The sequence below is a fragment of the Pseudomonas sp. TZ252 genome (assembly GCF_056110345.1).
This window is the reverse complement of sequence record NZ_CM148566.1, coordinates 1,104,016-1,122,429: the sequence shown is the minus strand read 5'-3', so window position 1 is coordinate 1,122,429 and position 18,414 is coordinate 1,104,016. Positions and strand designations below refer to the sequence as shown.

At 65.8% G+C, this 18,414-nt stretch carries 16 protein-coding genes; 9 read left to right on the top strand and 7 right to left on the bottom strand.

Annotation, left to right across the window (positions count from 1 at the left end; translation table 11 throughout):
* Positions 1-28: 28 nt before the first annotated feature.
* On the bottom strand, positions 29-424 hold the full coding sequence (locus ACYAF3_RS05190) for a DciA family protein (protein WP_003120896.1): 396 nt from the start codon (positions 422-424) through the stop codon (positions 29-31).
* 146 nt (positions 425-570) lie between these two features.
* Here ACYAF3_RS05190 and ACYAF3_RS05185 point away from each other — a divergent pair, with 146 nt between their 5' ends.
* The 5 genes from ACYAF3_RS05185 to ACYAF3_RS05165 all read left to right on the top strand — a co-directional run bounded on the left by ACYAF3_RS05185 (position 571) and on the right by ACYAF3_RS05165 (position 7,496).
* Positions 571-1,494 (top strand): M23 family metallopeptidase, encoded by a 924-nt coding sequence (locus tag ACYAF3_RS05185; RefSeq protein ID WP_003161471.1) that lies wholly within the window; start codon positions 571-573, stop codon positions 1,492-1,494.
* A 133-nt stretch (positions 1,495-1,627) separates the two neighbouring features.
* A complete protein-coding gene (gene secA, locus ACYAF3_RS05180; RefSeq protein ID WP_003112752.1) occupies positions 1,628-4,378 on the top strand; it encodes a preprotein translocase subunit SecA in 2,751 nt (916 codons plus the stop codon).
* Positions 4,379-4,524: 146 nt separating this feature from the next.
* Positions 4,525-5,742 (top strand): bifunctional glutamate N-acetyltransferase/amino-acid acetyltransferase ArgJ, encoded by a 1,218-nt coding sequence (gene argJ / locus ACYAF3_RS05175; RefSeq protein WP_474727632.1) that lies wholly within the window; start codon positions 4,525-4,527, stop codon positions 5,740-5,742.
* Positions 5,743-5,862: 120 nt separating this feature from the next.
* A complete protein-coding gene (locus tag ACYAF3_RS05170) occupies positions 5,863-6,498 on the top strand; it encodes a glutathione S-transferase family protein (protein WP_003116203.1) in 636 nt (211 codons plus the stop codon).
* Between the two features lie 50 nt (positions 6,499-6,548).
* Complete coding sequence (locus ACYAF3_RS05165) at positions 6,549-7,496, top strand: Nudix family hydrolase (protein WP_003112754.1); 948 nt, start codon at positions 6,549-6,551, stop codon at positions 7,494-7,496.
* A 70-nt stretch (positions 7,497-7,566) separates the two neighbouring features.
* Here the strand turns inward: ACYAF3_RS05165 and ACYAF3_RS05160 are convergent, their stop codons facing one another.
* The 4 genes from ACYAF3_RS05160 to ACYAF3_RS05145 are packed head-to-tail and all read right to left on the bottom strand — an operon-like array spanning position 7,567 to position 12,345.
* Positions 7,567-8,145, bottom strand: a complete 579-nt coding sequence (locus tag ACYAF3_RS05160) for a cob(I)yrinic acid a,c-diamide adenosyltransferase (protein ID WP_015648092.1) — start codon at positions 8,143-8,145, stop codon at positions 7,567-7,569.
* A 4-nt stretch (positions 8,146-8,149) separates the two neighbouring features.
* Positions 8,150-10,246, bottom strand: coding sequence for a sensor histidine kinase (locus tag ACYAF3_RS05155; protein WP_003106517.1), 2,097 nt, complete (start codon positions 10,244-10,246; stop codon positions 8,150-8,152).
* Between the two features lie 50 nt (positions 10,247-10,296).
* Positions 10,297-11,208 carry a putative 2-dehydropantoate 2-reductase gene (locus ACYAF3_RS05150; RefSeq protein WP_003110160.1) on the bottom strand — a complete coding sequence of 304 codons (912 nt, stop codon included), beginning with the start codon at positions 11,206-11,208 and terminating at the stop codon, positions 10,297-10,299.
* A 36-nt stretch (positions 11,209-11,244) separates the two neighbouring features.
* Entirely contained in the window at positions 11,245-12,345 is a 1,101-nt protein-coding gene (locus ACYAF3_RS05145) for a GGDEF domain-containing response regulator (protein ID WP_003106524.1), read from the bottom strand.
* A gap of 103 nt (positions 12,346-12,448) precedes the next feature.
* Between ACYAF3_RS05145 and ACYAF3_RS05140 the strand changes: the two genes are divergently transcribed.
* Together ACYAF3_RS05140 and ACYAF3_RS05135 are read left to right on the top strand one after the other, a co-directional pair.
* Positions 12,449-12,928 carry a YajQ family cyclic di-GMP-binding protein gene (locus tag ACYAF3_RS05140; RefSeq protein ID WP_003106526.1) on the top strand — a complete coding sequence of 160 codons (480 nt, stop codon included), beginning with the start codon at positions 12,449-12,451 and terminating at the stop codon, positions 12,926-12,928.
* 232 nt (positions 12,929-13,160) lie between these two features.
* Positions 13,161-13,997 carry a mechanosensitive ion channel family protein gene (locus ACYAF3_RS05135; protein ID WP_003094078.1) on the top strand — a complete coding sequence of 279 codons (837 nt, stop codon included), beginning with the start codon at positions 13,161-13,163 and terminating at the stop codon, positions 13,995-13,997.
* Positions 13,998-14,052: 55 nt separating this feature from the next.
* Here ACYAF3_RS05135 and ampG read toward each other — a convergent pair whose 3' ends face one another.
* Positions 14,053-15,837 (bottom strand): MFS transporter AmpG, encoded by a 1,785-nt coding sequence (ampG, locus tag ACYAF3_RS05130; protein WP_003094076.1) that lies wholly within the window; start codon positions 15,835-15,837, stop codon positions 14,053-14,055.
* Positions 15,838-15,879: 42 nt separating this feature from the next.
* On the bottom strand, positions 15,880-16,263 hold the full coding sequence (locus ACYAF3_RS05125) for an MGMT family protein (RefSeq protein WP_003112757.1): 384 nt from the start codon (positions 16,261-16,263) through the stop codon (positions 15,880-15,882).
* On the opposite strand from ACYAF3_RS05125, the gene ACYAF3_RS05120 reads away from it, so the two are divergent.
* On the top strand, positions 16,262-17,263 hold the full coding sequence (locus tag ACYAF3_RS05120; RefSeq protein WP_031672801.1) for a DUF481 domain-containing protein: 1,002 nt from the start codon (positions 16,262-16,264) through the stop codon (positions 17,261-17,263). The genes ACYAF3_RS05125 and ACYAF3_RS05120 overlap by 2 nt on opposite strands.
* Before the next feature lie 114 nt (positions 17,264-17,377).
* Positions 17,378-18,385, top strand: coding sequence for a DUF481 domain-containing protein (locus ACYAF3_RS05115; protein ID WP_003120892.1), 1,008 nt, complete (start codon positions 17,378-17,380; stop codon positions 18,383-18,385).
* Positions 18,386-18,414 lie beyond the last annotated feature (29 nt).

The following is an 18,414-nucleotide window of genomic DNA, read 5'->3' as shown; positions in this document are numbered from 1 at the left end:
TCAGGGTGGCCTCTTTTTATTTCGGGATTTATTCTTGCCGGCTTTTCTCGGCGCGGCTTGCCAACCGCTCGAGCGCTTCCCGCAGGCGTGGATTGCCGACGATCTCGGCGGATTCGCGAAGGTTTTCCGCCGCGACGGCAGACAGGGTCAAGCTGCGACGTGCCGCACGTTGTGTGGACGTGGTGGGTTGCACCTTGAAAAGGATTTTCGCTAAGTTCGCGAATTCTTCGAAAGCCTGCAGCTGCCGCTGCAGGCGCCGCTGCTGATAGCGCAGGCGTGTGGCCCAGTGGCCATCGGTGACGATCAGCAGCAGGCAACCGCCGCGCCACGAAGCCACATGGCAGTACGGGCGCGCCGCCGGTTGCAACTGGCTTTCCAGCAGTTGCTGCAGGCGGCAGATGCGCTGGGCTTCGGCGAACAGCATCTGCAGCGGCCTGGCCTGGCGCAGCAACTGGGTCGATGCCTGGGCGGGCAAGGGACGAAAAGACATGGCGGGAAGCCTGGGGGTTACTGAGTCGGAATGGTAGCAGAAAGCGTTTCGCTACTGCCGGCCCGTATGAAGGATAAGTCATGCACATCATTTTTCTGAGCCGGCACCATGGGGCCGCTCGCTCCGTCCATCTGCAGCCGCGGTTGCTGATGCTGGCCGGGGCCTGCGTGGTCGGTGCCAGCCTGTTGGCCGGGGGCTTCATGGGCGCCTGGCTGTTCCGCGCGCCGGCTCCGGTGGCCGGCATCGAAGTCGATGCCGCGCTGCAGGCGCAGAGCGCCGAGATCAGCAGCGCCCGCGAGGACGCGCAGCGGCAGATGGACGCACTGAGCGTGCATCTCGGCGAACTGCAGGCGCGCCTGGTTCGGCTGGATGCCCTCGGCGAACGTCTCACCGAGCTGGCCGACGTCGACCCCGACGAGTTCGACTTCTCCCTGAGCGTCGGCCAGGGTGGCGTCGACGAACCGCTGGAGGGCAGCGCCTATGCCCCGCCGTCGTTCATGGCGACGCTGGACGAACTGGCGGCACGCCTGGATACCCGCGAGCAGCAGCTCGAGGTGCTGGAGCAACTGCTCTCCGACAAGCACATCAGCCAGTCGACCTACCTGGCCGGCCAGCCGGTGCGCCAGGGCTACATCTCCTCGCCGTTCGGGCGCCGGGTCAATCCGGTGAGCGGCCGCCTGAGCATGCACAAGGGCATCGACTTCGCCGCGCCGGCCGGCAGCGACGTGGTGGCCGTGGCGGCGGGGGTGGTGACCTGGTCCGGGCGCAAGAACGGCTATGGCAACGTGGTCGAGGTCGGGCACGCCGATGGCTACACCACGTTGTATGCCCATAACCAGAAGAACCTGGTCGAGGTCGGTGACCTGGTCAAGCGCGGCCAGGTGCTGGCCAAGGTCGGCAGCACCGGACGCTCCACCGGCTACCACGTACATTTCGAAGTGATGAAGGATGGCCGGGTAATGAATCCGCAAAGCTTCATCGCACGCGCGTCTGTTTCCGAGTGAGCGACGCGCATTGATCTGCTGTACTTTTCTCATACCCGTTTCCGGGTAGAATGTTCCCTTTCATGCCGTTGATCGGCACGGGCCGCCGGATGGGTGAGCCTTCCATTCCCCACGTGTGGATGACCAAGTCGATATGTTTGCGCCTTTGTTGAAGAAACTCTTTGGAAGCAAGAACGAGCGTGATGTAAAGCGCATGGCCAAGGCTGTACAGGCCATCAATGCGCTCGAGCCCCAGATGGTGGCGCTCTCCGACGAGCAGTTGAAGGCGAAAACGGCTGAATTCCAGCAGCGCTACGCCAAGGGCGAAACGCTCGACCAATTGCTGCCCGAAGCCTTCGCCGTGGTTCGCGAGGCTGGCAAGCGGGTGATGGGCATGCGCCACTTCGACGTCCAGCTGATCGGTGGCATGACCCTGCACGACGGCAAGATCGCCGAAATGCGTACCGGCGAGGGCAAGACCCTGGTGGGCACCCTGCCGGTCTACCTCAACGCGCTGTCCGGCAAGGGCGTGCACGTGGTCACGGTGAACGACTACCTGGCGCGCCGCGACGCCAACTGGATGCGCCCGCTGTACGAGTTCCTCGGCCTCAGCGTCGGCGTGGTCACTCCCTTCCAGCCGCCGGAAGACAAGCGCGCCGCCTACGCCGCCGACATCACCTACGGCACCAACAACGAATTCGGCTTCGATTACCTGCGCGACAACATGGCCTTCAGCCTGGACGACAAGTTCCAGCGCGAGCTGAACTTCGCCGTGGTCGACGAAGTGGACTCGATCCTCATCGACGAGGCGCGTACCCCGCTGATCATCTCCGGCCAGGCCGAAGACAGCTCCGAGCTGTACATCAAGATCAACAAGCTGATCCCGCGTCTCAAGCGCCAGGTCGAAGAGGTCGAGGGCAAGCCGACCGAGGAAGGCCACTACAGCATCGACGAGAAGACCCGCCAGGTCGAACTCAACGAGCAGGGCCACCAGTTCATCGAGGACCTGCTGAGCCAGAACGGCCTGCTCGGCGAAGGCGAGAGCCTCTACTCGGCGCACAACCTGAGCCTGCTGACCCACGTTTACGCAGCGCTGCGCGCGCACACCCTGTTCCACCGCAACGTCGAGTACATCGTCCAGGGCGACCAGATCCTCCTGATCGACGAGCACACCGGCCGCACCATGCCTGGCCGTCGCCTGTCCGAGGGCTTGCACCAGGCCATCGAGGCGAAGGAAGGCCTGCCGATCCAGGCCGAGAGCCAGACCCTGGCCTCCACCACCTTCCAGAACTACTTCCGCCTGTACAACAAGCTGGCCGGCATGACCGGCACCGCCGATACCGAGGCCTTCGAGTTCCGCCAGATCTACGGTCTCGACGTGGTGGTGATCCCGACCCACCGGCCGATCGCGCGCAAGGACTTCAACGACCTGGTCTACCTGACCCAGGAAGAGAAGTACGCGGCGATCATCACCGACATCAAGCAGTGCCAGGCCCTCGGCCGGCCGATCCTGGTCGGCACCGCGTCGATCGAGAGTTCCGAGTACGTTTCCAAGCTGTTGCAAGAGGCAGGCATCGAGCACAAGGTGCTCAACGCCAAGTACCACGAGAAGGAAGCCGAGATCATCGCCCAGGCTGGCGCGCCCGGTTCGGTGACCATCGCCACCAACATGGCCGGCCGCGGTACCGACATCCTCCTCGGCGGCAACTGGGAAGTCGAAGTCGCGGCCCTGGAGAACCCCACCGAGGAGCAGATCGCCCAGATCAAGGCCGAATGGCAGAAGCGCCACCAGCAGGTGATCGAGGCGGGCGGCCTGCACGTGATCGCCTCCGAGCGCCACGAATCCCGCCGGATCGACAACCAGTTGCGCGGCCGTGCCGGTCGTCAGGGCGACCCGGGTTCCAGCCGCTTCTACCTGTCGCTGGAAGACAACCTGATGCGGATCTTCGCCTCCGACCGGGTGAAGAACTTCATGAAGGCGCTGGGCATGCAGTCCGGCGAGGCGATCGAGCACCGCATGGTGACCAACGCCATCGAGAAGGCCCAGCGCAAGGTCGAAGGGCGCAACTTCGACATCCGCAAGCAACTGCTGGAATTCGATGACGTAGCCAACGAGCAGCGCAAGGTGATCTACCACATGCGCAATACCCTGCTGTCGGCAGAGGACGTGGGCGAGACCATCAAGGAATTCCGCGAGGAAACCCTCAGCGCCACCATCAACCAGCACATTCCGCCGCAGTCGCTGCCCGAGCAGTGGGACATCGAAGGCCTGGAGGCTGCGCTGTACAGCGACTTCGCCGTGCGCCTGCCGATCCAGCAGTGGCTGGACGAAGACGACAAGCTGTACGAGGAAACCCTGCGTAGCAAGATCCTCGAGCAGATCGTCGCCGCCTACTACGAGAAGGAAGAGCTGGCCGGCGCCGAAGCCCTGCGCGCCTTCGAGAAGCAGATGCTGCTGCGGGTACTGGACGACCTGTGGAAGGACCACCTGTCGACCATGGACCACCTGCGGCACGGCATCCACCTGCGTGGCTACGCGCAGAAGAATCCGAAGCAGGAATACAAGCGCGAGTCCTTCACCCTGTTCCAGGAGCTGCTGGACTCGATCAAGCGCGACACCATCCGCGTGCTGTCCCACGTCCAGGTCCGTCGCGAAGACCCGGCCGAAGAGGAGGCCCGCCTGCGTCGCGAGGCGGAGGAACTGGCCAAGCGCATGCAGTTCCAGCACGCCGAGGCTCCCTCGATGGAGCAGGCCGTGGCCGGCGAGGAAGAAGAGCTTCCCGAGGGCCCGGCTCCGGTCGTGCCGCTCGAGCCTGTGCGCAACGAGCAGAAGATCGGCCGCAACGAGCCTTGCCCGTGCGGTTCCGGCAAGAAATACAAGCACTGCCACGGGCAGCTGGACTAAGCTTCCCGCCTGGTTCACCAACGCCGCGACCGGTCCTGCCGCTCGCGGCGTTTGTTCGAATTGGCGCCAGCCCGGCGCCGATGCGTTTTCCGTCACGCCGTCGCAGACGGCATCGAGTCCACTGTTTGGTAAAGGAGCGCGTTCCCATGGCTGTCGGTCTTGGCCCCCTGTCCACCCTGCACCCGGTCCCCGGTTTCGAACTCGGCATCGCTTCCGCCGGCATCAAGCGACCGGGGCGCAAAGACGTGGTGGTCATGCGCTGCGCCGAAGGCTCCAGCGTGGCCGGGGTGTTCACCCTGAACGCGTTCTGTGCCGCGCCGGTGACCCTGGCCAAACAGCGTTTCCTCGGTGAGGTGCGCTACCTGCTGACCAATACCGGCAACGCCAACGCCGGTACCGGCGAGGCCGGCCTCCCCGCCGCTGCGCAAACCTGCGCCAAGCTCGCCGAACTGGCCGGGGTCGCCGAGACTTCGGTGCTGCCATATTCCACCGGGGTGATCGGCGAGCCCCTGCCGGTGGCCAAGATCGAGGCGGCGTTGCCTGCGGCCCTGGCCGACCTGGCCGAGGACCACTGGGCCGAAGCTGCCGCGGGGATCATGACCACCGATACCCTGCCCAAGGGCGCCAGCCGCCAGTTCGTGCACGATGGCGTGACCGTGACCGTCACCGGGATCAGCAAGGGCGCCGGGATGATCAAGCCGAACATGGCGACCATGCTCGGTTATATCGCCACCGACGCCAAGGTCGCCCAGGGCGTGCTGCAGGATCTGTTGCGCGACGCCGCCAACAAGTCCTTCAACCGCATCACCATCGACGGCGATACCTCCACCAACGACTGCTGCATGCTGATCGCCACCGGTCGCGCGGCGCTGCCGGAAGTCACCCAGGCCAGCGGCGCGCTGTTCGCCGCGTTGAAGCAAGCGGTACTGGAGGTTTCCATGGAGCTGGCCCAGGCCATCGTTCGCGACGGCGAGGGCGCGACCAAGTTCGTCACTGTTCAGGTCAACGGCGGCGCCACCCACCAGGAGTGCCTGGATGTCGGCTATGCCGTGGCCCACTCGCCGCTGATCAAGACCGCGCTGTTCGCCTCCGACCCGAACTGGGGACGCATTCTCGCCGCGGTCGGACGTGCCGGCGTGGCCAATCTGGACGTGAGCAAGATCGACGTGTTCCTTGGCGACGTCTGTATCGCCAGCCGTGGCGGCCGGGCGGCCAGTTACACCGAGGAACAGGGCGCGGCGGTGATGGCCCAGGCCGAGATCGGCATCCGCATCGAACTGGGACGCGGCACCTACAGCGAGACCATCTGGACCACCGACCTGTCCCACGAATACGTGAAGATCAACGCAGAGTACCGCACCTGAAGCCAGGCATTCCGATCCTTCATCGATGGATGAAAATCGGGAATTTGCCATCGGTCCGTGCGCCTCTTAAGTTCTCTGGTGCATGGCCGTCCGCGTCGGGCGGCCGAAGAGGAGAGGCGCATGGCCCTGACCATCGTGATTGGCAATCGCAATGACTCGTCCTGGTCGCTGCGGGGCTGGCTGGCCCTGCGCATGAGCGGGGCGGCGTTCGACGAGATCCTCGTCCCGCTGGGGCGGCCCGATACCCGGGAGCGGATCCTGCAATATTCGCCGACCGGCAAGGTGCCCTTGCTGAAAAGCGAGGATGGCGACATCTGGGATTCCCTGGCCATCGCCGAGTACCTCGCCGAGCGCTTCCCCGAGGCCCACCTGTGGCCGCGCGGCGAGGCGGCGCGGGCGCTGGCCCGTTCGGTTTGCGCGGAAATGCACAGCGGTTTCGCCGCGTTGCGCGGCGAGCTGCCGATGGACCTGCGGCGCCAGCAGCCATTGGTGGAATTGTCCGAGGCGACACGACAGGATATTCAACGTATCTGCGAAGCCTGGGCGGATTGCCGGCGGCGCTTCGGCCAGGACGGTCCGTTCCTGTTCGGCCACGCCAGCCTGGCGGATGCGTTCTACGCACCGGTGGCGGCGCGTTTCCGCAGTTATGCGGTGGAGTTGCCGGATATCGCCCGGACCTATGTCGAGACGATTTATCAGTGGCCTGCGTTCCGCGCCTGGTACGACGCGGCATTGCGCGAGCAGGCCGGTAGTTGATGGCCGTCCGCCGCTTGCGGTGCGTGACGGCAGTAGCGAGGAGATGATCCGTGAAACGAGTACATGTCGCCGCGGCCGTGATTCGTGGCTCCGATGGCCGGGTGCTGATCGCCCGGCGGCCGGAAGACAAGCACCAGGGCGGCCTGTGGGAGTTTCCCGGGGGCAAGGTGGAGGACGGCGAGCCGGTGCGCGCGGCGTTGGCCCGTGAGCTGGAAGAGGAACTGGGCATCCGTGTCGAGCGGGCCCGGCCGCTGATCCAGGTCCGGCACGACTATGCCGACAAGCACGTCTTGCTCGATGTCTGGGAGGTCGACGGGTTTTCCGGCGAAGCCCACGGCGCCGAGGGCCAACCGCTGGCCTGGGTGGAGCCGCGCGAGCTGGCCGACTACGAGTTCCCCGCCGCCAACGCGCCGATCGTCCAGGCCGCGCGCCTGCCGGCGCACTACCTGATCACCCCGGACGGATTGGAGCCGGGCGAGCTGATCAGCGGCGTACGCAAGGCGGTGGAGGCGGGCATCCGCCTGATCCAGTTGCGCGCGCCGAACATGTTCAGTCCCGAATACCGCGATCTCGCCATCGATATCCAGGGACTCTGCGCCGGCAAGGCGCAACTGATGCTGAAAGGCCCGCTGGAGTGGCTGGGCGACTTCCCGGCTGCCGGTTGGCACCTGACCTCCGCTCAACTGCGCAAATACGCCAGCGCCGGTCGGCCGTTCCCCGAAGGGCGCCTGCTGGCCGCCTCCTGCCACGACGCGGAGGAACTGGCCCTGGCTGCCTCGATGGGAGTGGAGTTCGTCACCCTTTCGCCGGTACAGCCGACCGAGAGCCATCCCGGCGAGCCGGCGCTGGGTTGGGACAAGGCCGCCGAACTGATCGCCGGCTTCAACCAGCCGGTCTACCTGCTGGGTGGCCTCGGTCCGCAGCAAGCCGAGCAGGCTTGGGAGCATGGAGCCCAGGGCGTGGCGGGTATCCGTGCGTTCTGGCCGGGCGGCCTTTGACGGTGGAATGAAGAAAAAAGGAGGCTTCGGCCTCCTTTTTTTCGTCTCGATGCCGAGCCCTCGCTCGCCGTCAGTCCGGTTTTGCCGCCGCCTCCCAGAGAATCTCCGCCACGCCCTGGCGCCGGGCGATGGCGCGGGCGGCGACGAACAGCAGGTCGGAGAGCCGGTTCAGGTAGCACAGGCCGACGCCCTCCAGCGTTTCCTCCTGGTCCAGCGCCTGGCAGCGCCGTTCGGCACTGCGCGCCAGGCTGCGGCAGACATGGGCCTGGGCGACCAGGCGGGAACCGCCGGGGAGGATGAAATTCTTCAGCGGGCCCAACTCGTCGTTCCAGCGGTCGATGCAGCTTTCCAGGCGTGCCACTTCCGTCTCGTCCAGGGCCCGATACTCCGGCATCGCCAGCTCCCCGCCGAGGTCGAACAGGCGGTGTTGCACCGGCGCCAGCGCCTGGACGATCTCCTCCAGGCCGGGATGTGCGCCACGCGCTTCCAGCAACTCGGCAAGGAGCAGGCCCAACTGGCTGTTCAATTCGTCCACCGCGCCGATCGCCTTGATGCGTGGATGGCTCTTGGGCACCCGGCGTCCGCCGGCCAGGCCGGTCTCGCCGCGGTCGCCGGTACGGGTGTAGATCTTCGACAATCGATTGCCCATGGATTCAACCTTCCTCTTCGTCGCCCCGCCGCAGGCTGCTACCGGGTTGCGGCAGAGCGGGCGGCAGGGCCTTGGCTTGTGCCGGGGCGACCGCTTCGGAGCTTTCCAGCGGCAGGCGGATGCTGAAGCAGGTGCCGCGGCCCAGTTCCGAGCGTACTTCCATCTGGCCCTTGTGATTGTTGGTGATGATGAAATACGAGACGGACAGGCCGAGACCGGTGCCCTGGCCGACTTCCTTGGTGGTGAAGAACGGCTCGAAGATACGCTTGCGCACCAGTTCGGGCATGCCGCTGCCGTTGTCTTCCACCTGGACTTCCGCCCAGGGCGGCGTCAGGCGCGTGCGCAGGACGATCCGGCCCTGTTCGCCTTCCTCTTCGTCGTCGCGCTGGTGGATGGCCTGGGCGGCGTTCTTCAGCAGGTTGAGCAGGACCTGCTCGACCTCGTTGGCGATCACCGGCACCGGGCCGAGGTTGGGGTCGAACTCGTGGACGATCTGCAACGACTTGAAGTCGAAGCCTTCGGCCAGGTCGAAGTCGTTACCGGCGATTTCCACCGCCTGTTCGAGCAGTGCGGGCAGTTCGCAAGCGGTCATCTGCCGGTGGCTGCGGCGGCTGAAGGCGAGCATGTGGGTGACGATCTTCGCTGCCCGCGAGCCGGCGTGCTGGATGCCTTCCAGCAGGCGCGGGATGTCGCGGCCGTCGAGGTAGTGATTGATGTCTTCCAGCGGCACTCCGACCTCGGCCGCCAGCTCGACGTTCTTCGCCAGCTCCGGGGACAGGCGCCGCTTGATGTTCTGCACGTTGTGCAGGATCGCGCCGAGCGGGTTGTTGATCTCGTGGGCCATGCCGGCGGCGAGGCTGCCGACCGAGAGCATCTTCTCCGATTGCACCATCACTTCTTCCAGGCTCAGCCGCTGGGTGATGTCGTCGATGCGGATCACCGCGCCGCGGCCGGTGCCGCCCATCAGCGGGTAGAAGGTCAGGGCGTAGTGGCGTGGCGTGTCGATCAGCGCCCAGGTGACCCGTTCGACACGCTCCACGCTGTGCTTCTCGGCAGCCCGGGTGAGCTGCGGAAGGAACGGCTTGAGCGAGGGAAAGGCGAGGAACACCGGCTGGTTGACCGCATCGTCCAGGCTGGTGCCGGAAAGCTGGCTGGCCTCCTGGTTCCACTGCGTGACGTAGAGTTGCTCGTCCACCGCGATCAGCGCCGAAGGCATGGAGTCGATGATGCTGTTGAGGTAGTGCTGGAAACCGGTGAGCTTCTTCTCGATCTTGCTGCGCACCTGCACTTCCAGTTCCAGCTTGCGGTTCGAGCGGCGGGTTTCCTCGGCCAGGCTCTGGGCCTGCTCGACCGCTTCCTGGGCATCGTCGCGGGCGCGCTTGAGCTGCTGCTCGCGGGCCTCGATGCGGGTCAGCATGGTGTTGAACGCGTCGGCCAGGCGGCCGATCTCGTCGCCGTTGCCGCGCTGGGCGCGGAGGGCGTAGTTCTCCTCGCGGGTGACCTGCCGCGACAGTTCCTCGAGATCGCGGATCGGCCGGGTGATCAGGCGGCGTATCTGCTGCGCCACCAGCAGCCAGAGCAGCACGCTGACGCCGAGGATCGCCAGGCTGGCGGTGAGGGTTCCGGTGTAGAACGCGCTCGGCAGTTCACCGCTGGCCACCAGCAGCAGGTAGCCGGGGCGGGCGTTTTCCTGGGGCAGTTCGATCAGCGCGTTGAGGCGGTACTCGCCGCGCCTCCAGTGCTCCAGGCGGTCCAGGCGGGCCGGCAGCTTGAGGGTGTCGCCGCGTTGCAGGTCGGCCAGCATCAGCCCATTGCTGTCGTACAGGGCCGCGGCGCGCAACGGCTGGTAATCGTTGAGCTGGCGCAGCAGGACCTCGGCGGTCTGCGGCGAACTGAGTGCCGGCTGGCTGAGCGCCGGGTTGGCGATCAGCCGGCCGATGGTCTGCATCGCCTGGGGGGCGACGCTCTCCTGGGAAATCCAGTAGGCGGCGCTGATGAACGCCAGGTTGGCCACCAGCAGCACGGTAGCCAGCAGGATCAGCAGGGCGGCGAGCAGTTTCTGCCCTACGGGCAGGTTGTCGAGGCGCTGGCGCAGGTTCATGGGCTCTGGCGGTCCGCGGCGAAAAGGAATGGCGGGCAGGGTAACGCGCTTTAGCGGTCGGGCAAACCGCGCTGGCGCAGATGGGCCTGGAGGCGGGCGAGCAAGGTTCCCAGGCGCGGCAGCGGTAGTCCCAGGCGCTGCCCGTGCTGGCAGGCGTAGCCGAGCAGGTAGCCGATTTCCGTGCGCCGGCCGCGGGTGACGTCCTGATGCATCGAGGAATAGTTGGCCGCGGTGGCGTCGATCACCGCCCGGACATCCTCCAGCAGGCTCCTGGCGGCGGCGTCGTAGCCGCTGGCGTGGAGCAACTGGCCGAGTTCGTCGCAAAGCGCGGCGATCTCTTCCGGGTGCTGCCGCAGGCCGCCGTTGCGGCAATCGTGGAGGACGGTCAGCGGGTTGATCGCGCAGTTCAGGGCCAGCTTGCGCCACAGCCGTTCGAGGATGTCGTCGCTCCAGCTGTGCGGGATCCCGGCCTGGGACAGCTGCGCCAGCCAGGCGGGGGCGCTTGTGTCGCGCGGATCGCCGAGCCAGGTGTGCCCCCGGCCGGCGAAGACCACGCGGAAATCGCCATCGCGGAACGCGCCTTCGGTGCTGGAGGCGAACAGGCAGCGGCTGCGCGGCAGGCGGGCGGCGACCGCCTGCTGGCTGCCCAGGCCGTTCTGCAGCAACAGCAGTTCGGCGTTGCCGGCCAGGCGATGGGCCACGCTGGAGGCGGCTTCCTCCGCGTCGTAGGCCTTGCAGGCCAGCAGCAGGCGCTGGATGGGTTGCCCGCCGTCCGGGGTTTCCGCGGCGATCGGGTAGAGGCTGGCCTGGCCGTCTTCCACCAGGCTCAGTCCGCCGGCCTGTTGGTAGCGGCGCAGGCGCTGGCGGTCGCGCAGGATCAGGCGGACGGGCAGGCCGGCGCGCCCGAGGCGCGCGGCCCAGAGGCTGCCGAGGCTACCGGCGCCGAGGATATGCCAGGTCATGGTGGCTACTGCGAATGGCTGACGATAGGGCGAAGTCTAGCGCAGTGCCGGTAGCCGGCAGGTTGCGATCCTGCCGCTGGCATAGGCATCGGGCAACAGGGCCTCGGTGCGCTGCAGCAGTTCGTCGATGCCCAGCGGCAATGCCCCGCTGTCGAGGCCGAGCATGGCGATGCCGGCTTTCAGGCTGATGAAGCCTTCGCTGGTCTTGAAGGCCTTCAGGTTGAGCCCGTCGTGCAGCCGCTTGAAGCTGCTCGACGAGCATTCGTGCAGGTCCTCCACCAGGGTGATCAGGGCGAAATGCTGCTCGTCCAGGCGCACCAGCACATCCAGCGGCCGGACCAGCTGTTGCAGGCGCCTGGCCACGCCGAGCAGCAGCTCGCGATGGAAGGCCTCGCCGTGCCGCTGGCGCAGGACCGGTGCCTCGGGCATGCCGACCAGCAGGTAGCACAACGCTCCACCGCGGGTTTCCACCTGGCGCAGGCTGTCGGCCAGCTTCTGTCGCAGGTAGCGGGGATTGCCGAGGCCGGTGAGGGTATCCACCAGGTTGCGTTCTTCCATCCGCGCGATGTTTTCGGTGAGCAGGCGGTTTTCCACCAGCAACCGTTGCAGGGTGTTGCACAGGCGGTCGGCTGCGTAGATGCGCGGCACCAGTTGCTCGTTCATCGCGGCCTTGCTGACGAAGTCGTCGACGCCGCGGTCGAAGGCCTCGCCGAGGACGTTCTCGCCTTCCTTGCCGGTGAGCAGGACGATGTAGGTGTAGTGGTTGATGCTTTCGTCCAGTTGGCGGACCCGGGCGGTCAGTTCCAGGCCGTCCATCTCCGGCATCAGCCAGTCGGCCAGGAGCACGCTGACCGGGCGTTGTTCGAGCTGCTGCAGGGCCTCGCTGGCGCTGCTGGCGAAGCGGATGTCCTGGTAGCCGGCCTGGCTGAGGGCGCGGCCGATCATGGCGCTGGAAAACTTGGCGTCGTCGACGACCAGGATGCTGAGATCGGGGTTGGGCATGAACGGACTCGAGAAGAGGATGGGCGCCGGTACGCTGCCGGCAAGGGCCCGGTTCGTCGCGGGAGGCCGGGTCCCGGCCGCGGTCGCGCGCGCCATCGGGAAGAAATCGTCGGTCTCCGCCACACCGGCGGGCATTCGCTCGCGAGGGCTCGGTTATAATGGGCGGGCATTTTTTACCGTCAAGCCAGGCGCGGTTCCGTCTGTGAACCCTGTCGCGCCGTCCATCTGGAGAGATGACATGCCTTCGTTCGACGTGGTGTCCGAACTGGACAAACACGAGTTGACCAACGCCGTGGACAACGCCATCAAGGAACTGGATCGCCGTTTCGACCTGAAAGGCAAATGCAGTTTCGAAGCCAAGGACAAGTCGGTGACCCTCACCGCCGAAGCCGATTTCATGCTCGAGCAGATGCTCGACATCCTGCGTTCCAACCTGGTCAAGCGCAAGGTCGACAGCCAGTGCATGGAGATCAAGGATGCCTACCCGTCGGGCAAGGTGGTCAAGCAGGACGTCAACTTCCGCGAGGGCATCGACAAGGACCTGGCGAAGAAGATCGTTGGTCTGATCAAGGAGCGCAAGCTCAAGGTCCAGGCCGCCATCCAGGGCGAGCAGGTGCGCGTCACCGGCAAGAAGCGTGACGATCTGCAGGAGGCCATCGCCCTGCTGCGCGGCGAATCCCTCGGCATGCCGTTGCAGTTCACCAACTTCCGCGATTGACGAGGTTTTTCGGAACCTCTCGCCATCCCGGGCATCGCAATAGGGAGTAGCGCCGCCGCGACCTCTCCCGCGTTGTCCGCCCCTGTCGGCGCAGCGTCGGTTCGTCCGCGCTGCGCCGATTCGTATCCAGGCCCGGAAACGTCGCCCCACGGCGTCCGGGCAGGAATCTGCAAGCCCGTCCCGTTTCCGTTGCGGAAGGGAGGGGTGTTTTTTCGAGAAATGGAGGTAATGCATGGAATTGAACTACGACCGACTGGTGCAGCAGACCGAGTCCTGGCTGCCGATCGTGCTGGAGTACAGCGGCAAGGTCGCCCTGGCGCTGCTGACCCTGGCGATCGGCTGGTGGCTGATCAACACCCTGACCGGCCGGGTCGGCGGCCTGCTCGCCAGGCGCAGCGTCGACCGCACCCTGCAAGGCTTCGTCGGCAGCCTGGTGAGCATCGTCCTGAAGATCCTGCTGGTGGTCAGCGTGGCTTCCATGATCGGCATCCAGACCACCAGCTTCGTCGCCGCCATCGGCGCCGCCGGCCTGGCCATCGGCCTGGCCCTGCAGGGCAGCCTGGCTAACTTCGCCGGCGGCGTGCTGATCCTGCTGTTCCGCCCGTTCAAGGTCGGCGACTGGATCGAGGCACAGGGCGTGGCCGGCACCGTGGATTCGATCCTGATCTTCCACACCGTGCTGCGTAGCGGCGACAACAAGCGGATCATCGTGCCCAACGGGGCGCTGTCCAACGGAACGGTGACCAACTACTCCGCCGAGCCGCTGCGCAAGGTGATCTTCGACGTCGGCATCGACTACGACGCCGACCTGAAGAATGCGCAGAACATTCTCCTGGCCATGGCCGACGATCCGCGGGTTCTGAAGGACCCGGCACCGGTGGCGGTGGTTTCCAATCTCGGCGAAAGCGCGATTACCCTGTCCCTGCGGGTCTGGGTGAAGAACGCCGACTACTGGGACGTGATGTTCATGTTCAACGAAAAGGCCCGCGACGCGCTGGGCAAGGAAGGTATCGGCATTCCCTTCCCGCAGCGGGTGGTCAAGGTTGTGCAGGGCGCGATGGCCGACTGAGGTCCGTGCGATCCACGAAAAAGGCCGGCGAATGCCGGCCTTTTTCATTCTCGCCTCAGTGCTGCTCGGCGTTCTGGTGTCCCGGCGCCGGCGTCTCGCTGGACGGCGCGCGGCGCAGCCACAACCAGCCGATCAGCAGCAGGGTGGGAATGCCCATCACCGCGGTGACGTAGAAGAAGTGCTCGTAGCCGAGGCTCTCGACCATGGTTCCGGAGTAGCCGCCGATGAAGCGCGGCAGCAGGAGCATGGTCGAGCTGAGCATGGCGTACTGGGTGGCGGAGAACTTCAGGTTGGTCAGGCTCGACAGGTAGGCGACGAAGGCCGAGGCGGCGAGGCCGCCGCTGAAGTTGTCGAGGGTGATGGTCATCACCAGCATCAGCACGTGCGGCTCGAGCGCCATCACCAGGCTGATCACGTCATGGCTGGGCAGGGCCTCGGCGTGCAGCGGGCCGAGCTGGGCGAGCATGGCGAACAGCAGGTTGGTGGCAGCCGAAGCGGCACCGCCGATGAACAGGATGGAGAGGATGCTGAAGCGGGCGATCAGCACCCCGCCGGCGGCGGCGCCGATCAGGGTCATGAGTACGCCGAAGACCTTGCTGACACTGGCGATGACTTCCTTGGAGAAGCCCATGTCGATGTAGAAGACCCCGGCCATCACCCCCATCACCGTGTCCGACAGGCGATAGGTGGAGATCAGGCCGAGCAGCAGCAGGGCCTGCCAGCGATAGCGCTGGACGAACTCGGTGATCGGCGTCAGCACCGGGGCCATCAGCAGGCGTCCGGGTGCCGACAGGCAGGACGCGGCGATCAGCAGGAACAGCGTGCCGCGCGGCCAGGCGCCGGAGTAGTAGGCGCGGCACATGGCGGTGACGGTGACGAGGAGGATGATCAGCACCATCACCGAGACCGCCTGGTGGACGAAATCGAACAGCGGCACTTCCTTGCCGCGCGCCGCCACCAGCAGCGGCCTGCGCACGGTGGCGAGCAGTTCGCGGACCGGGCGGATCTGCTGGCGTCCCCACGGCGACAGGCAGATCCCCATGAGCAGCGCGTAGAGGCCGGCGCGCGGCCAGGCGCGGTCGAGGAGGGCGGTGATCATCGCCGGCAGCGAGATCAGCAGGATCAGCAGCAGGAGCACCGAGAGCAGTTGGTGGTTGAAGTCGAAACGCGACGGGTTGACGTGGATCGGCACGTCCACCGCCGGCTCGCGGATCAGCAGGCTGGTGACCAGCCCAGGCAGGATCAGCAGGGCGAACAACGCATAGGTCAGGCCCCAGGCCGACTGGCTGTAGTTGAGGCTGGTGGAGCCGAACCATTCGGCGAGAATCAGCGCGCCGGCGCTGGCCAGCAGGATCGCCGCGCGGTAGCCGGTCATGTAGCAGGCAGCGAGGGCGGCCTGGCGGCTATCCTCGGCGATTTCCAGGCGGTAGGCGTCGATCGCGATGTCCTGGGTGGCGGAGGCGAACGCCACCAGCAGGGCCAGGCCGATCAGCCAGGGCAGGTGGCTCTGCGGATTGCACAGGGCCATGCCGAGCAGTCCCAGGGCGATCAGCACCTGCGAGAACACCAGCCAGGAACGGCGCCGGCCGAGACGGCCGACGAAGGGCAGGCGCCACTGGTCGAGCATCGGCGACCAGACCCACTTGAAGGCGTACACCAGCCCCAGCCAACTGGCGAAACCGATGGTATCCCGCGCCACGCCGGCTTCGCGCAGCCACACCGACAGGGTGTTGAACACCAGCATGGTCGGCAGGCCGGCGGCGAAGCCGAGCAGCAGGAGGGCCAGGCTGGCGGGAGACTTGTAGGCGACCAGGGCCTCTCGCCAGGATTGCTGAGTCATGGGGTAACCGTTCCGCAAAAAATAACGCGCACTCTAACCGCTCTACTTCGCTGTAAGCCAGCCATGCCGACGTATGTCCACCCTGTCGTTGTGCAGGAGAACGCCTTCCTCGCGCAAGCGTGCGCGTTGTTCGCGACCGCCGGGACTGTCCGCCGGCAGGCTGATGCGACCGCCGGCGCCGAGAACCCGATGCCAGGGCAGGCGGGTATCCACCGGCAACTGGCTGAGCGTCCTGCCGACCCAGCGGGCGGCGCGGCCTAGGCCGGCCAGTTCGGCCAGTTGCCCGTAGCTGACCACCTGCCCCGGCGGCACCTGCGCCAGCACCAGGTACAGGGCCTCGCGGCGCGCCTGGGCACTTGCCGGGTCGCTGCCGGCCCATGCATGCTCATCGGTTTTCCCTTTCCTGTCCGCCTTGTGAACGCCCATGTCGCTCAGAGCCCTCTGTTCAATCGTCGTGATGCTCCTGGCCGGCCCCGCGCTGGCCGACACCGTATGGCTGGACAACGGCGACCGCCTGTCCGGCGAGATCGTGCTGATGGACGGCGGCAAGCTGGCGCTGAAGACCCGTTATGCCGGCCAGGTGCTGATCGATTGGAAGGATATCGACACCATCAGTTCCGACAAACCCCTGCTGATCAAGCAGCAGGGCGTATCCGGGCAGCGTAGCCGAACCCTGGAGGCGGCGGGCAAGGGCATGGTGCGGATCGTCGATGGCGGCAGCCATACCGTCCCGCTGGCCAGTATTCGCCAGATGGTGCCGCCGCGACCGCTGGTGGAGGACCTGGTCTGGGAGGGCAATCTCGACGTCAAGCTGGATAGCAAGCGCAACGACAGCGACAAGGACGAATGGAAGCTCAAGGGCGATACCCGGCTTCGCCACGGTGCCTGGCGCCACGTGCTGGCGGGGGAAGTGGAGCGGGAAAAGAAGGACGGGCGCAAGGTCGAGGACAACTGGGAGCTGGACTACGACCTCGATCGCTTCTTCGACGAACACTGGTTCTGGCGCGGCAGCTATTCGCAGAAGCACGATGCGATCGACAACCTGGAGCGCCAGAGCGCGCTGGGAACCGGCCCCGGCTACCAGTTCTGGGACGACGAACTCGGGCGTTTCGACCTGGTCACCGAGATCAGTCGCTGGCAACTGGAGTGGCGCGATCAGCCGCGCGAGGATTTCACCTCCTATTCGCTGGAGTGGGACTACAAGCGGCTGCTCGCCGGCACCCGGCTGGAGCTGTACAGCAAGGGAACCGTGCTGGTTCCCGGCATCGAGCGGATCGACTACCTGCTCGACAGCGAATACGGCCTGCGCTATCGCCTGAACAGTTGGGCGCGTCTTTCGTTCCTCTATGAACTGGACCAGTTGCGCACCGAGGGGGGCACCCAGTCCGACCGGCATTACCTGATCGGGGTCGGCGTCGGCTGGTGACGCGGCTCACCTTTCGGTCGATCCGGCTGAACTTTACCGCCCGTGCCCCGGTCCTTGCTCTGCCGCCCGGCATTTGGATAATGCCGGCCTCTTCGAACCCAACTCAGTTGATTTGTGCTCATGTTGTCGAGAATCCTGCTGTGCCTCGCTGCCCTTGCAAGTTCCACCTCTGCCCTTGCCGATACGGTCTGGATGAAGAACGGTGACCGCCTTACCGGCAAGATCACCCTGTTCGACGGCGGCAAGCTGCTGCTGAAGACCGACTATGGCGGCGACATCACGCTCAAGTGGGACAAGATCTCCACCTTCGAGAGCGAGCAGAACCTGCTGGTCAAGCAGGATGCCGAGACTGGCGAGCACTCCAAGGGCATCAAGGCCGCCGGGCCGGGCCAGGTGACCCTGGTCAACGGCGAGCCGAAGACCGTGGAGCTGGCCAGCATCCAGCAGATGATGCCGCCCAAGCCGATCCTCCAGGACTGGGTATGGAACGGCAACGTCGATTTCTCGCTGGACCGCAAGCAGGCCGAGAACGATGTGTCCGACTACGACATCGATTTCAAGACCAACGCCCGCCACGGACTCTGGCGCCACAACGTGCAGGGCGAGTACAACCGCGAGAAGAAGAACGGCCAGGTCAGCACCGACAATTATTCCGGCCAGTACGCGCTGGACCGCTTCATCGACGACCACTGGTTCTGGCAGGGCCAGGTCGCCTACAAGCGCGACATGATCGAGGACCTGGCGAAGAAGCGTACCGTCGGTACCGGCCCCGGCTACCAGTTCTGGGACAACGAGCTGGGCGCGTTCTCCATCGCCACCCTGGTCAACCGCAACGACTACGAGTTCGCCGATGGCGAGAAGGAGCACTTCTATTCGTCGAGCTTCAAGTGGGACTACAACCGCTACCTGCTGGCCAAGCAGTTCGAGCTGTTCACCAACGGCGAGGTCAGCAAGCCGCTGCAATCCGGCCTGGACTACGAGCTGCAGACCGAGGCGGGGATCCGCTACAAGCTGACCAGCTGGGCTTCGCTGAGCATGAAGGCGGAATGGGACAAGTTCAGCGGCAACGACGGCAACGTCAACCAGCGCCGCTATACCTTCGGCCTCGGGGTCGGCTGGTAAGCCGGCCTGCACGAAAAAGCCCCGCGATA